This is a genomic window from Bordetella sp. 2513F2, from assembly GCF_054642735.1.
Genome location: NZ_CM137755.1, coordinates 2,478,218 through 2,492,488 on the forward strand (window position 1 = coordinate 2,478,218; position 14,271 = coordinate 2,492,488).

A 14,271-nucleotide genomic window follows, 5' to 3' on the forward strand; every position below is an offset into this window, starting at 1 on the left:
TGCAGGCGCGCGATGCACGCGGCCCACAGCCCTCGCCGGCAGGATCAGGGCGTCAGATCGGCCGGCTCGAAGGCGTCCCGCCTGCTATCTCAGCAACCGGGACGCCGCTAGGCCGATAAGCGCGGCGACGCCCATTACGACGGCCGCATCACCACTCCACACGTCGGGGATCCAGCCCAGCTGATGCAGGAGAAGTCCGGAGAACAGGACGACCGCTGCAGGAGCGGCGATATACATTGCTCGCCGCTGGACGCGCTGCTGATGTAGCGCCAGATAGTGGCGTCGGACGTTGTTGCCGCAGTGCAGGCAGGTGTCGGCATATCGGCCTACCGGCTGGTGACACGCTGGGCAGGCGATGAAGTCGCCGTTCTCCGGGAATGTCGACGCGCCATAGACGTTGATGTCGCGGCCAGCCTGGATATGGCTTGTACCTTCGGCGTGCTGGTGAATGCGCGCCGCCTCGTCCACCGTGGGGCTGGCCTGTGAAAGCGCGCCGTTCAACGTGGCCAGTACGTCATCATCCCGGCGGGGCGCCCTCGGGAATTGCACGACGGTGTCGTCTTTCTCCATGGTTCACCTCACGCCGCCAGCTTTAGCACCAGATCCATTAACTGATCACGGGTCGCGCCCACCTGTGCCTTGCTGGCCTGGAATAGCGCCTCGGCAGCCATACGCTTCTTCGCGGGTGGCAGTGTCTTCTTCACCTTCACCAAGGCCAGCTCCAGCGTCTCCCAGGCATCGCTCATGCGCCGAACATCGTCAGCGAGCTGCTCGGGCGTGATGGCCCGTATTCCTGTCACGACGTACTGAATATCGACTCCCTTAGCCGCCAGCGCCGCGAGATATTCACCGTCAGGCGATCGATTCCCCGCCTCGTAATTCCGCTGGGCAAGCGCTTTGACCCCTCCCAATTCCCCAAACTCTGCCTGATTCATGCCCAGGCGGGTGCGCTCTTCGCGTAGCCGCAAGCCGAGTTCTATTCGCATCTATTTCCTCTTGACGATGGATTCATTTGAATCTATTATCTGCTCGTCACGTCCCTGAGCAGAGTGTCACGCTATGCAACATACACCATCGCGCCGTCCTGGTGCATGCAAACGAAACGAAAAACAGATGATTGGGCTGCGGATGTCGCCAGCCGACATCGAGAAATGCAAAACGCTGGCTGCGTCGGAAGAGCGTTCAGCGGCATCCTTCGCGCTGCTGATGTACCGCCGAGGGCTCGCCCAGTACGAGACTGAACGCGCCAAGTCCCCCAAGACCCGCCGGGGCTAACCATGAATGTCCTCGGCATGAATTGCCCGCACTGCGACGACTGGGCGACCGTGCGATCCAGCGAGCGCCTGTCGCCGCTGGTGAGGGTCGTGTATTTCCAGTGCCGCAACCTGTATTGCGGGCACACCTGGAAAGCGCACGTCGAGGCCATCGCAACCATCTCGCCGTCCGCCATCCCCCGGTCCGGCGTCAGCCTGCCCATCTCGCCCTATAGCGAAACGCTGCGCCGTGCGGCCAGCGCCAAATCCGCCAACCCCAACCAGCTCAGTCTCGACCATGAATAGTCACGCCAAAGTCCCCCACTTCCTCGGCCCTGACTGGAGCCGCGATTTCATCTCTGACCAGGCGCACGAGTTCCTGCGTGTTGAACAAGCCAACGGCGCCACCACGCCCAGCAGCCGCGACAATCTGCTATTGGAGCGCTGCACGGCCCATCTGATGGCGATCTGCAACTGCTCACGTCGCACAGCCGAGACGCACGCCGCCCAGGCCATCGCCGAGCTGGCCAGCCGCCGCAGCCGGGTGTCATTCGACATGGACCGCAGTACCAGCCACGCGCTTTTTGTCGTAGACCGTGCGACCAACACCACGCGCGTGATTTCCGCCGCGGAACTGCTGCAATTGCTGCAGCACCATGAATCCAGTCAGGCCCGGGCGCCCGTAGCCGCCTAAGCCCCTACCCCTATAGAGCATTCCCCGCCCCGGCGGGCGCCTCGCGCCCGTTGTGGCTTCCTGTTGCCTGGAGAAACGCAACATGCCCGCAATCCCCGTCATGGCCCGCGTAGAGGCCCACATGCGCGACGACGAGCTGATCGCGCTCAACTGGCTGTTTGAGCACCTGCTCAATAACCACTATGAGGCCGGCTGCAACCTTTTCCTGTCAGCCGCACATGGCGATGCTTCCGTGGCCGCCGACATGCGGGCCCGCTCTTGCTTGATGCATACACCCGCCCGGCGCGCCATGCGTGAGTGCAACACGGTGGAAAGGGCATGAAGATCTACCTTGCCGACCCCATGACGGGGTCAAACATCAACCATGCGGCATTCCACGCCGCTGCGGCGCGCCTGCGCGATGCTGGCCTGGGCATGCCGGTCTGGCTGTTCGATGTTGATGCAGCGGGCGCGGCCGTGCTGCGGCGTTTTCCCTGATAGCCATATGAAACCCGACCTACACCGAGAAGTGATGGCTCGCCTGGAAACCTACGGATTTCGGGAACGGTCCGGCTGGCTGCGGCGGGGCCTATGCCCAGCTTGCGGCAAGAAAGAGCTGTACACGAACGCTGAACATCCCTGGGTGCTGCGTTGCGGCCGCCTGAACAACTGCGGCTACGAAGGACACGTGAAGGACCTGTTCCCGGAGATTTTCGATAACTGGTCCAAGCGATTCGCGGAACAACAGAAAACCAACCCGAACGCCGCCGCCGACGCCTATCTGGCGCACGCGCGCGGCTTCGACCTGGCCCCGCTTCGGGGCAGCTACACCCAGGAGTACTACCACGACCGCGAGCGCGGCATCGGAAGCGCAACCGTGCGCTTCAACGTCGGCACGACGTGGTGGGAACGTTTGATCGATCAGCCCCACCGATTCGGCAAGCAGAAGGCGCGCTTCCAATACGGCGGTAGCTACATGGGCACATGGTGGGTACCGCCCACAGTTGACCTGGCCACCGTCACCGTGCTGTGGCTGGTGGAAGGAATTTTCGACGCCATCGCCATGACGCAGGCCGGCATCCCGGCCGTAGCCCTGATGTCGTGCAACAACTACCCGACGGCTGCCCTGGCCAGCCTGCGCGTCGCGCGCGGCGCCAATGGCACGCTGCCGCAGCTCGTGGTGGCGCTCGACGGCGATAAGGCGGGCACCGCCTTCATCCGCAAACACGTCCTGCGCGCCCGGCGTGAGGGCTGGCAAGCGGTCGCGGCCTACATCCCCCAGCGGGGCAAGGGCAAGCGCGACTGGAACGATCTTTTTCTGTTGGACCGCCACGCGGGCGAAGACCAGAAGAAGCACCTCGACCCGGACGGCCTGCGCACCTATCGCTACTACGGCGACCTCCTCATGGCTGAGACGGCCACCGAGAAAGCCCTGCTGATCTATCAACACGACAACAGCAGGACAGCGTTCGACTTCGAGTTTGGCAAACGCCTGTACTGGTTTGAGATGGATGTCTCGGCCTACTCGAAGGCATTGGATCGGCTGGACGAGCAAGGTGCCAGTGCCAACATGACGCCGCAGCAGATGCGCGAGACCGCGTTGCGGGAGGCCGGTGCCGTCCGCACCATCTGCAACTGCTATCCCCAGCCCCTCTATTTTCAGGAAAACCGCCTGACCGATGAGAGCTGGTATTACTTCCGGGTGGAATTCCCCCACGACGGTAAGCCCGTCAAAAACACGTTCACGGCGGCACAGGTTTCCGCCGCCAGCGAGTTCAAGAAGCGCCTACTGGCGATGGGGGCCGGAGCCATGTTCAGCGGTACGCAGCAGCACCTCGATCGCATGATGGAGCGTCGCCTCTACAACATCAAGCGCGTGGAGACCGTCGACTACATCGGCTATAGCAAGGAACATCGAGCCTATATCTTCGGCGACGTGGCCGTGAAAGATGGCCAGATTTACAGCCTGAACGAAGAGGACTACTTCGACTTGGGCAAGCTGGCCGTGAAATCCCTAGTGGTCAGCGATATGACCATCAACGCCGATCCCCACGATTACCGGGCTGATTGGTTCGATAAGCTGTGGGCGGCATACGGCGCCAAAGGCGTGGTGGCGCTAGCCTTCTGGTTTGGCTCTCTGTTCGCCGAACAAGTGCGCGAGCAGTTCCGCAGCTTCCCTTTCCTGGAGGTCGTGGGCGAGGCCGGCGCAGGAAAGACCACCATCATTGAATTCCTGTGGAAGCTCTTCGGGCGCGACTACGAGGGCTTCGACCCAGCCAAGGCCACTCCGGCGGCGCGCGCGCGCAACTTCGCGCGTACCAGCGCCATGCCGGTGGTTCTGATCGAGTCAGACCGCGAGCGAGTGGGCGATGACAAGGGCACCCACAGCAAAGCTTTCGACTGGGATGAACTGAAACCCATGTACAACGGTCGCGGCATCCGCGCCCGAGGCGTTGCCAACGGAGGTAACGACACGTACGAGCCGCCCTTCCGGGGCACTGTCGTCATTTCGCAAAATGCCCAGGTCGCCGCCGGCGAGGCCATCCAATCGCGCATCGTACACCTGTTCTTCGACCGTGCCGGGCAGAACGCGGAAACGTTCGCGGCCGCCAAAGCCCTGAGCACCACGGACATGAGCGAGGTCTCCGGGTTCGTCCTAGCGGCAACGAAGCGCGAGGCCCAGGTAATGGAGGTGATCGCCGCGCGCACGCCGGGCTACATCACCCAGCTGATGGCCATGCCGGAGGTCAAGATGACCCGGATCGCCGAATGCCACGCGCAGATGATGGCCATCGTGGACGCCCTGCGCCTCGTGGTAAAGATGTCCGACGCCCAGCACCAGGCTGTCCTGGACCTCATTCCTCAGCTGGCAATCAACCGCCAGCAACTCATCAACGCGGACCATCCGCTGGTGCAGGAGTTCTGGGACACATTCGAGTACCTGAACGGCGACGACATTTCTCCGCGCCTGAATCACTCGACCCACGATGACGAGATAGCCGTCAACCTCAACCACTATGTTGAAGAAGCGGCCGTCCACAAGCAGCAGATCCCCAGCATCCGCGACCTAAAAAAAGTCCTGCGCACCAGCCGCCGGCATAAGTTCGTCGACGTGAAAACGGTCAAGAGCCGCATCCGCGCCAATGCCGGATCGCCTGGCGCCGTGCACTGCTGGGTGTTCAAGAAGGGGGCATGACATGAAATCGCCCACCGTCGAACAATTGGCGCGCGCACATGCTGCCGCGCGCCTGCGCGGTCCACTCGCAGATGCGCTCAGCAATCCTACGCTAGCTCGCTGCCTGCAAATCACGGCCATCGCACTCGCCGCCCAGGCGCACCCTCATGAGTTTCGCCCGCCGCCGGCGGCGCCGCCCTCGCCTACATCTTCCGTAGCCATATCGACCCGTATTAACCAAGCCCCTCAGCCGGCCCGCGATTTCAAACGCGCGTGTGCGGGCGACAAGGACAACGAATGAAAGAAGTAAACCAACCTACACCGCCAGCAATAACATTGGCTCCGAGCGAACTCGGCGAACTGCTCACGCAGGCAGCCGAGCGTGGCGCGGCACTGGCCATCGACGCTCTCGCCGTCTATCACCTGCAGGATGCCGCCAAGCGCCTGAGCATGTCCTACAACACCCTGAAAAAACGCATAGCTGAAGGGAAAATTAAGCCGGTGGACGGCCGTATCACTGGAGCGGAAATTCGCCGCTACCTCATGCAAAGAAGTCGGTAGAGCCGAAACTGATGCGCGCCAATATCGGAATGACCTTCCGGTATTGGCGAGCGGCATGCGCCATAAGGGGTGAAATCAGTCACATTCGAGCCAGTCGTCCGACCTACAATACTGTTCGCCCCGCAACCTGACGAAGCGCAACACGTCAATGCTCGTTCGAGCAGTTTCAGCTGCAGCAAAAAGTGACTTCTAGTAGACGGAGGAACAATATGGATGATAGAGAAATCGTAGGCATATTCATGCCCTACGCGCTGCACCGAATGGAAGAAGCCAATAACACTGGGCTACGGTTTGCCCACTACACCACCGCGGAGACCGGATTTAAAATCCTCGATTCCGGGCATATATTCTTGCGCAACTCCAGCTTAATGAATGACTTTTCTGAAGTCCGCCATGGGTGCGATTGCCTGGTCCGAGCTCTCGATGGACCTGCAGGGGAGCGGCTGAAGGCTGCGCTGTCTGACATTAATCCCGGGTTGCCACGCGCTCTAGAGTCGAGCCTCCATGACCACCTCGAGCAAGTGCTAAGCCAAACATATCTAATGTCCATATCGGAGCACTTGGACCATGAAGATGAATTTGGCAGGCTCTCCATGTGGCGCGCCTACGCGCCAGAAAACGGTATTGCTTTCGTCTTGAATAATAGGCCGTTCGTCACGCCAAGCAACGCATTAGGGGCTTATACCAGTCCTGTGTTGTACACGATGCCTGACGACCGACAGCCAGCATTCGAGGAAGTAGTCTCGTCCATAGAGAGACATATCGAAATCCTAAGGCAGCTTGGAGGCACGTTAGTGCTGCGTCTTCTGATCCATGCCTTCCGCTTCGCAGTTCAATCTACTAAACATCCGGCGTTCCGTGAAGAGCGCGAATGGCGGGTAATCTACTCCCCCCTCCCTACCACTCTGCAAGAGACGCAATCCAACGATCGGATCCCCATGGAGTTGATAAGCCTAGGCGGAGTACCACAAAGGATCTACAAAATACCGTTTCGCGACTACCCCGAGGAGGGGTTTGTGGGAGCGACTATTCCAGCCCTGTTGGATCGTGTGCTAATTGGCCCGTCGACAGACGCCAACACAATAGCGGAAGCCTATGTCGACAAGCTGACTCAACTGAATGTGCCCGATGCCCAAAAAAAGATCGTTGTGACGGGCATTCCGCTTCGGAACTAAGGTTGTGACACCACGTCCATTTTTAGAAGTCGCAGGCTTACATGGGCATAAATCCTTAAATCAGCACTCATCCCAATCGCGCCGCTATGGACGAGGCGGTCGGGTTGTAATAGACCATCGCCTGCTTCGGGTTTGTCCAACCGAAAATCTTGCATAGCGTAAGCGGATCAACCTTCGATGCCATCATCGTCGCCGCAGTGTGGCGCGAGTCGTGGAACGTGAATCCCACCAGTCCGGCACGCTCCCTGTGGCGACGGAAGAGAACATCCAAGCTCGCAGCATCGAGACCAAAGACACTTGGCTCATCCCAACCGCGCAGTCGTGCAACCAAGCGCCGTGCCCGCGAGGACAGGGGTACGTCGCGTACGGTGCCGTTCTTCGTGTCAGGTAGATGTACGTAATCGCTATACACTCTGTCCCAGGTCAAACCACATAGCTCGCTCGCTCGCATTCCAGTCCGAATAGCCAGCAGCAGGCATACTGCGACAGATTCCGCGGTCGAGCCTACATGCGGGGCTCTGGGCCGATACTTCATTTGGCGCAATAAGGCGCGCAGTTCCCACCATTGGATGACCCGCTCTCGCGGCTTACCCTGCTTTGGGCGCTTCACTTCGCCGCACGGATTGGCCTTTACCCATCCCCATTCCTTCTGAGCCACCGTAAAGACCGACGACAACAGTGACATCTCGCGGCGCACGGACCCGGATGTGATGACCTTCAATCGCGCATCACGGAATGCAGCGATGTGCCTGGGCTCGACTTGGCCCATCGGCATATCCACTGGGAGCGCGGGGTGGTTCTCAAAGGCAGTAAGTCGGACCACCTCCCACTTCTCCCCTTTATGTTTCGGAGCCACTTCTTCGGCGTATCGCCGCAATCCCCGCCGCAGCGTGGGTGCGTCCTTTGGAGCCTCCACGGCGCCGTGAGCGCGCAGCTCCGCCTCTCTGGTTGCACCCCAGATTTTTGCATCCCTCTTGGTCGGGAAAACTTGACTATCGCGCAGCGGCTTGTCGTGACCAGGTACGCGCACTTTTACCTGCACCCGCCAGCCGCCGGCTACCTGCTGGATACTCGCCATTTCATGGGGCCAGGCATGGGGCCAAGCCGGGGCCAAATGTTGAAAACTTGTGCTCCCATGCCGTCAAGCAGCTTCGCCGCCATGCTCTAACTCGTTGATTTTTCTCGTTATTGATTCTACCGGATCAACGAATTTTATCTAAGTGGTGCGAGGGAGGGGACTCGAACCCCTACACCTTTTACGGCGTCTGGACCTAAACCAGGTGCGTCTACCAATTTCGCCACCCTCGCGTTGGGATTGCCCATCCCGGGCTGCCATCGAGGTGCGCACGCGGCATTTCCGACGGCCAAGCCCGATATTGTAGCTTGCTTGTTAAAATCCTGCGCCATGAACCCCCGCCTGGATGCCTTGCATCCCTACCCCTTCGAAAAATTGCGCGCGCTGCTGGCCCAGGCCGGCCCGGCGCCGCAGGAGCTGGCGCCGATCGACCTCTCGATCGGCGAGCCCAAGCATGCCGCCCCGGCCTGCGTGATGCAGGCCATACGCGAGCACCTCGACGGCCTCTCGGTGTATCCGGCCACCCGCGGCCAGCCCGAACTGCGCGCCGCCATCTCGCAATGGCTGGCGCACCGCTACAGCATCCCGGCGCCGGATCCCGACACCCAGGTGCTGCCGGTGCTGGGCTCGCGCGAGGCGCTGTTCGCATTCGCCCAGGTGGTGCTGGATCCGACCGCGGGCGCCCGGGTGGTGTGCCCCAATCCGTTCTACCAGATCTATGAAGGCGCGGCCCTGCTTGCGGGCGGCCGCCCCTACTACCTCGATGCCGATCCGGCCCGCGGCTACGGCTGTGATTGGTCTGGCGTGCCCGAAGAGGTATGGCGCGAGACGGGGCTGGTCTATGTGTGCTCGCCCGGCAATCCGGCCGGCAACGTGATGACGCTGGACGGATGGCGCGAGCTCTATGCGCTGTCTGATCGCTACGGCTTCGTCATCGCCTCCGACGAATGCTATTCGGAGATCTATTTCGACGACGGCGATGCGCCGCTGGGCAGCCTGCAGGCGGCGCGGCGCCTGGGCCGCGACGACTACGCCAATGTGCTGGCCTTCTCCAGCCTGTCCAAGCGCTCCAACGTGCCGGGCCTGCGCTCGGGCTTCGTGGCGGGCGATGCCCGGCTGATCGCCGCATTCGTGCGCTACCGCACGTATCATGGCAGCGCGATGAGTCCGCTGGTGGCGGCTGCCAGCATCGCGGCCTGGTCCGACGAGGCCCATGTGCGCGAGAACCGCAGCCTCTACCGCGAAAAGTTCCGGGCCGTGGTGCCTCGCCTGTCCACGGCGCTGGACGTGCGCCTGCCCGATGCCTCGTTCTATCTCTGGGTGCCCACCCCGGGCTCCGACACTGCCTTCGCCCGCGATCTCTACGCCCGCACGGGCGTCACCGTGCTGCCGGGCAGCTTCCTGGCGCGCGAAACACAGGGCCGCAACCCGGGCCAGGGCCATGTGCGCCTGGCGCTGGTCGCCCCGCTCGAGCAATGCGTGGCCGCAGCCGACCGCATCGCGCATTTCGTCCGAACCTCGATTTGATCAACCCACTGACACTGAATCCTCATGACTCTCGACCTGCAAACCACCATCGAACAAGCCTGGGAGAACCGGACCAACCTCTCTCCCACCGACGCCGGCGCCGAAGTCCGTGAGGCAGTCGAGCAGACCATCGCCGCGCTGGACCTGGGGCGGCTGCGCGTGGCCGAAAAACTGAACGACGAATGGGTCGTGCATCAGTGGATCAAGAAGGCGGTGCTGCTGTCGTTCCGGCTGCAGGAAAACGCCGTGATGGGCCAGGCGCCGCTCCAGTTCTACGACAAGGTTCCGCTCAAGTTCGCTGAATACGGCGAGAACGCCTTCAAGATGGGCGGCTACCGCGTGGTGCCGCCCGCCGTGGCGCGCCGCGGCGCCTACATCGCCCACAACGTGGTGCTGATGCCGTCCTACGTCAACATCGGCGCCTATGTCGACGAAGGCACCATGGTCGACACCTGGGCCACGGTGGGCTCGTGCGCGCAGATCGGCAAGAACGTGCACCTGTCGGGCGGCGTGGGCATCGGCGGCGTGCTCGAGCCGCTGCAGGCCAACCCCACCATCATCGAAGACAACTGCTTCATCGGCGCGCGCTCCGAAGTCGTGGAAGGCGTGGTGGTGGAAGAGAATTCGGTGCTGGCCATGGGCGTGTTCCTGTCGCAGAGCACCAAGATCTACGACCGCACCACCGGCAAGATCCTCTACGGCCGCGTGCCGTCCGGCTCGGTCGTGGTGCCCGGTTCGCTGCCGTCCCAGGACGGCTCGCACAGCCTGGCCTGCGCCGTGATCGTCAAGCGCGTGGATGCCCAGACGCGCGCCAAGACCAGCATCAACGATCTGCTGAGGGCCTGATGAGCTCTGCCGTCCTGGATCTGGTCAAGGACCTGATCGCCCGCCCTTCGGTCACGCCCGACGACCTCGATTGCCAGCAGATGCTTGCGCAGCGGCTGGCCCGCATGGGCTTCGCCTGCGAAACCATCGCCCGCGGCGGCGTGACCAACCTGTGGGCGCGCCGCGGCAGCGCTGCGCCGCTGGTGGTGTTCGCGGGCCATACCGACGTGGTGCCTCCTGGCCCCCTCGAGAAATGGGACAGCGATCCGTTCGCGCCGACCGAACGCGACGGCTTTCTCTATGGCCGCGGCGCCGCCGACATGAAAAGCTCGATCGCCGCCTTCGTGGTGGCGGTCGAGGAATTCATCGCCGCCCACCCGGCCCATCCCGGCTCCATCGCGCTGCTGCTCACCTCCGACGAGGAAGGTCCGGCAGTCGACGGCACCGTGATCGTGTGCGAGGAACTGCAGCGCCGCGGCGAGCAGCTGGACTACTGCATCGTGGGCGAGCCCACCTCGGGCGAGGTGCTGGGCGACACCTGCAAGAACGGGCGGCGCGGCTCGCTGTCGGGCCGGCTGGTCGTCAAGGGCATCCAGGGCCACGTGGCCTATCCGCACCTGGCGCGCAACCCCGTGCACCAGCTCGCGCCGGCCCTGGCGGAACTGGCGGCAACCGAATGGGACGAGGGCAACGAATATTTCCCGCCCACGACCTTCCAGGTGTCGAACCTGAACGCCGGCACCGGCGCCACCAACGTGGTGCCCGGCGAGGCGGTGGCCCTGTTCAACTTCCGGTTCTCCACCGCCAGCACGCCCGAAGGCCTGAAGGCGCGGGTACACGGAATACTCGACCGGCACGGACTCGAATACACGCTCGACTGGGAGCTCGGGGGGGAACCCTTCCTCACGCCGCGCGGCTCGCTGACCGACGCCCTGGTCGACGCCATCCGCGACGAGACCGGCGTACAGGCCGAGCTCTCGACCACGGGGGGCACCTCCGATGGCCGCTTCATCGCCAAGATATGCCCTCAGGTGATCGAGTTCGGCCCGGGCAACGCCACCATCCACAAGATCAACGAGCGCATTGCGCTGGACAGCCTCGAGCCCCTGAAGAACATCTACCGCCGCACGCTCGAAAACCTGCTGGTGCGGTGACACGAATGCCCGATTCCCGAACCGAACTGCAAACCGTGCGCGACCTGATGCGCTATGCGGTCTCGCGCATGAATGCAGCCCAGGTGGCCCTGGGCCACGGCTGCGACAATGCCTGGGACGAGGCGGCATACCTGGTGCTGCATGCGCTGCACCTGCCGCTGGACACGCTGGAGCCCTTCCTGGATGCCCGGGTGCTGCCCGCCGAGCGCGAGCAGGTGCTGGCGCTGCTGGACCGGCGCGTCGACGAACGCGTGCCTGCTCCCTACCTGACCGGCGAAGCGTGGCTGCGCGGCCATCGCTTCTACGTGGACGAACGCGTGATCGTGCCGCGCTCGCCCATCGCGGAACTGCTCGATACCGGCCTGGCGCCCTGGATCGCCGATCCCGAGGCGGTGGGCCGGGCCCTGGACATGTGCACCGGCTCGGGCTGCCTGGCCATCCTGACGGCGCTGGCGTTTCCCGACGCGCAGGTCGATGCGGTGGACGTCTCGGCCGACGCGCTGGCAGTGGCCGAACGCAACGTGCAGGAATACGGGCTGCAGGATCGCCTGAAGCTGTATCGCAGCGACCTGTTCGACGACCTGCCGGCGCAGCGCTACGACCTCATCGTGTGCAATCCGCCCTACGTCAACAGCGGCTCCATGGATGTCCTGCCCGACGAATACCGACGCGAGCCCGGGCTTGCGCTGGCAGGCGGCGACGATGGCATGGACCTGGTGCGCCGCATCCTGGAGGCGGCGCCGCGCTACCTGGCCGACGAGGGCATCCTGGTGCTGGAAATCGGCCATGAATACGAGCACTTCGTGGCTGCCTTCCCGGATCTCCAGCCGGTCTGGCTCGACACCGCCGAAGCGACGCAACAGATCCTGCTGCTCGAGCGCCGGCAGCTGACGCCGTGATCCGCGCACAAGGGCTGACCTTGCGCCGGGGCACCAAGGTGCTGCTGGACGGCGCCGACTTCGTGGTCCATCCGGGCGAACGCGTAGGCATCGTGGGCAAGAACGGCGCGGGCAAATCCACGCTGTTCGGGCTGCTCACCGGCGAGCTGGACGCCGACGGCGGCACGCTGGATATGCCGGCCGGCTGGCGCATCGCCAGCGTGGAGCAGGAAATCGCGGCGAACGACAGGCCTGCCCGCGAGTTCGTGATCGACGGCGATCGGCACCTGCGCGCGCTGCAGGCGCAGCGTGCGGCCCTGGCCGACGACCAGGGTACCCGGATCGCGGAAGTGGAGTCGGAACTGGCGGATGCGGGCGCCTGGGACGCCGCCTCGCGCGCCGAGCAACTGCTGGCCGGCCTGGGTTTCGCGCCGGACGCCTGGATGCGGCCGGTGGCGAGTTTCTCCGGAGGATGGCGCATGCGGCTGGCACTGGCGCGCGCGCTGATGGCGCCCTCGGACCTGTTGCTGCTGGACGAACCCACCAACCACCTGGATCTCGACGCCATGCTGTGGCTGGAGAAGTGGCTGGGCGCCTACCCCGGCACGGTCCTGGTGATTTCGCACGATACGGAGTTCCTGGACGCCGTGGCGCGCGCCGTGCTGCATTTCGACCACGGCAAGCTGGTGCGCTATCGCGGCGGCTACCAGGGCTTCCTGGCCCAGCGCGCGGAGCGCCTGCGCCAGGCCAACGTGGCGTACGAACGCCAGACCCGCGAAGCCGCGCGCCTGCGCGGCTTCATCGACCGCTTCAAGGCCAAGGCCAGCAAGGCCAAGCAGGCGCAGAGCCGGGTCAAGGCCCTGGCGCGCATGGAACTCATGGCGCCGGTCCATGCCGAGGCCGGCATCGACATCCGCATCCCCTCGCCTGAACATACGCCCGACCCGCTGCTCACGCTGGAACACGTCTCGGCGGGCTATGCAGATCCGGCCAGCGGGGCGCAGCCCGTATTGCGCGACGTCACCCTGATGGTGCGCGCCGGCAGCCGCATCGGCGTGCTGGGCGCCAACGGCGCGGGCAAGAGCACGCTGATCAAGACGCTGGCCGACGAGCTGCCGGTGCAGCATGGCGAGCGGCGCGCCTCGCGCGGCCTGGCCATCGGCTATTTCCACCAGCACCAGCTCGACATGCTGGACCTGGACGGCACGCCGCTGCAGCACCTGGCCCGCATCGCCCCCGAAGTGCGCGAGCAGGAGCTGCGCAATTACCTGGGGGGATTCGGTTTTTCGGGCGATGCCGTCACGAGCAAGGTCGGCCCGATGTCGGGCGGCGAAAAAGCCCGCCTGGCCCTGTCGCTCATCGTCTGGCAGAAACCCAATCTGCTGCTGCTGGACGAACCCAGCAACCACCTGGACGTGGAAACGCGCGAGGCGCTGGCCACCGCGCTGGCCGAGTTCTCGGGCAGCATGCTGCTGGTGTCGCACGACCGGCATCTGCTGCGCACCACGGTGGACAGCTTCTGGATCGTGGCGGACGGCGCCGTGCAGGAATTCGACGGCGACCTCGAAGACTATCGCGACTGGCTGGCCGAACGGCAGTCGGCCGGTCGGGCGCAGACCCGCGCCGAAGCCCGGTCCGGGGGCCCCTCCTCCCCCGCCTCTGGCCCGGCGCCCGACCGCAAGGCCCAGAAGAGGCTGGAAGCCGAGCAACGCCAGCGGCTGTCGGCGCTGCGCAAGCCGCTGGAGGCGCGCCTCGCCAAGCTAGAAGCCGACATGGAACGGGCCCGCTCGCGCATGGCCGAACTCGACGCACGCATCGCCGACCAGGATTTCTATTCGGAAGCGCGCCGGGCCGAGCGCCAGCAGGTCATGGCCGAGCACGGTGAGCTCGGCAAGCACGCCAGCGACCTCGAGGAACAATGGCTGGCCATACTCGAAGAACTCGAGGCCATCGACAAGCAGGCGGAATAATGGTC

General features: G+C 63.9%; 15 protein-coding genes and 1 tRNA gene. 12 read left to right on the forward strand and 4 right to left on the reverse strand.

From position 1 onward, the window contains the following. Positions 1-84: 84 nt before the first annotated feature. Together ACYBYQ_RS11735 and ACYBYQ_RS11740 are read right to left on the reverse strand one after the other, a co-directional pair. On the reverse strand, positions 85-570 hold the full coding sequence (locus tag ACYBYQ_RS11735) for a hypothetical protein (RefSeq protein WP_459614373.1): 486 nt from the start codon (positions 568-570) through the stop codon (positions 85-87). A gap of 8 nt (positions 571-578) precedes the next feature. Next, positions 579-986 (reverse strand): helix-turn-helix domain-containing protein, encoded by a 408-nt coding sequence (locus ACYBYQ_RS11740; protein WP_459614374.1) that lies wholly within the window; start codon positions 984-986, stop codon positions 579-581. A gap of 291 nt (positions 987-1,277) precedes the next feature. Here ACYBYQ_RS11740 and ACYBYQ_RS11745 point away from each other — a divergent pair, with 291 nt between their 5' ends. The 7 genes from ACYBYQ_RS11745 (at position 1,278) to ACYBYQ_RS11775 (ending at position 6,837) form a co-directional block, all read left to right on the forward strand. Further along, positions 1,278-1,559, forward strand: coding sequence for an Ogr/Delta-like zinc finger protein (locus ACYBYQ_RS11745; RefSeq protein WP_459614375.1), 282 nt, complete (start codon positions 1,278-1,280; stop codon positions 1,557-1,559). Then, a complete protein-coding gene (locus tag ACYBYQ_RS11750; protein WP_459614376.1) occupies positions 1,552-1,947 on the forward strand; it encodes a hypothetical protein in 396 nt (131 codons plus the stop codon). The genes ACYBYQ_RS11745 and ACYBYQ_RS11750 overlap by 8 nt, the downstream gene beginning before the upstream one ends. Before the next feature lie 121 nt (positions 1,948-2,068). Beyond that, positions 2,069-2,269 carry a hypothetical protein gene (locus ACYBYQ_RS11755; RefSeq protein WP_459614377.1) on the forward strand — a complete coding sequence of 67 codons (201 nt, stop codon included), beginning with the start codon at positions 2,069-2,071 and terminating at the stop codon, positions 2,267-2,269. Continuing rightward, complete coding sequence (locus ACYBYQ_RS11760) at positions 2,266-2,424, forward strand: DUF4406 domain-containing protein (RefSeq protein ID WP_459614378.1); 159 nt, start codon at positions 2,266-2,268, stop codon at positions 2,422-2,424. The genes ACYBYQ_RS11755 and ACYBYQ_RS11760 overlap by 4 nt, the downstream gene beginning before the upstream one ends. 7 nt (positions 2,425-2,431) lie before the next feature. After that, positions 2,432-5,122, forward strand: a complete 2,691-nt coding sequence (locus ACYBYQ_RS11765) for a toprim domain-containing protein (RefSeq protein WP_459614379.1) — start codon at positions 2,432-2,434, stop codon at positions 5,120-5,122. Between the two features lie 276 nt (positions 5,123-5,398). Further along, positions 5,399-5,662, forward strand: a complete 264-nt coding sequence (locus ACYBYQ_RS11770; protein ID WP_459614380.1) for a helix-turn-helix domain-containing protein — start codon at positions 5,399-5,401, stop codon at positions 5,660-5,662. 209 nt (positions 5,663-5,871) lie between these two features. Further along, on the forward strand, positions 5,872-6,837 hold the full coding sequence (locus ACYBYQ_RS11775) for a DUF2971 domain-containing protein (protein WP_459614381.1): 966 nt from the start codon (positions 5,872-5,874) through the stop codon (positions 6,835-6,837). 67 nt (positions 6,838-6,904) lie between these two features. On the opposite strand, the gene ACYBYQ_RS11780 is transcribed toward ACYBYQ_RS11775, so the two are convergent. Together ACYBYQ_RS11780 and ACYBYQ_RS11785 are read right to left on the reverse strand one after the other, a co-directional pair. Further along, positions 6,905-7,915, reverse strand: coding sequence for a tyrosine-type recombinase/integrase (locus ACYBYQ_RS11780; RefSeq protein WP_459614382.1), 1,011 nt, complete (start codon positions 7,913-7,915; stop codon positions 6,905-6,907). A gap of 143 nt (positions 7,916-8,058) precedes the next feature. Beyond that, positions 8,059-8,145, reverse strand: a tRNA-Leu gene (locus ACYBYQ_RS11785). Between the two features lie 97 nt (positions 8,146-8,242). On the opposite strand from ACYBYQ_RS11785, the gene dapC reads away from it, so the two are divergent. The 5 genes from dapC to ACYBYQ_RS11810 are packed head-to-tail and all read left to right on the forward strand — an operon-like array spanning position 8,243 to position 14,266. Then, complete coding sequence (gene dapC / locus ACYBYQ_RS11790) at positions 8,243-9,439, forward strand: succinyldiaminopimelate transaminase (protein ID WP_459614383.1); 1,197 nt, start codon at positions 8,243-8,245, stop codon at positions 9,437-9,439. Positions 9,440-9,463: 24 nt separating this feature from the next. Beyond that, a complete protein-coding gene (gene dapD / locus ACYBYQ_RS11795; protein WP_459614384.1) occupies positions 9,464-10,285 on the forward strand; it encodes a 2,3,4,5-tetrahydropyridine-2,6-dicarboxylate N-succinyltransferase in 822 nt (273 codons plus the stop codon). Then, a complete protein-coding gene (dapE, locus tag ACYBYQ_RS11800; protein ID WP_459618764.1) occupies positions 10,282-11,418 on the forward strand; it encodes a succinyl-diaminopimelate desuccinylase in 1,137 nt (378 codons plus the stop codon). The genes dapD and dapE overlap by 4 nt, the downstream gene beginning before the upstream one ends. A 5-nt stretch (positions 11,419-11,423) precedes the next feature. Beyond that, complete coding sequence (prmB, locus tag ACYBYQ_RS11805) at positions 11,424-12,317, forward strand: 50S ribosomal protein L3 N(5)-glutamine methyltransferase (protein ID WP_459614385.1); 894 nt, start codon at positions 11,424-11,426, stop codon at positions 12,315-12,317. After that, positions 12,314-14,266, forward strand: a complete 1,953-nt coding sequence (locus ACYBYQ_RS11810; protein WP_459614386.1) for an ABC-F family ATP-binding cassette domain-containing protein — start codon at positions 12,314-12,316, stop codon at positions 14,264-14,266. Before prmB ends, ACYBYQ_RS11810 begins: the two co-directional genes overlap by 4 nt. Positions 14,267-14,271: the final 5 nt, after the last annotated feature.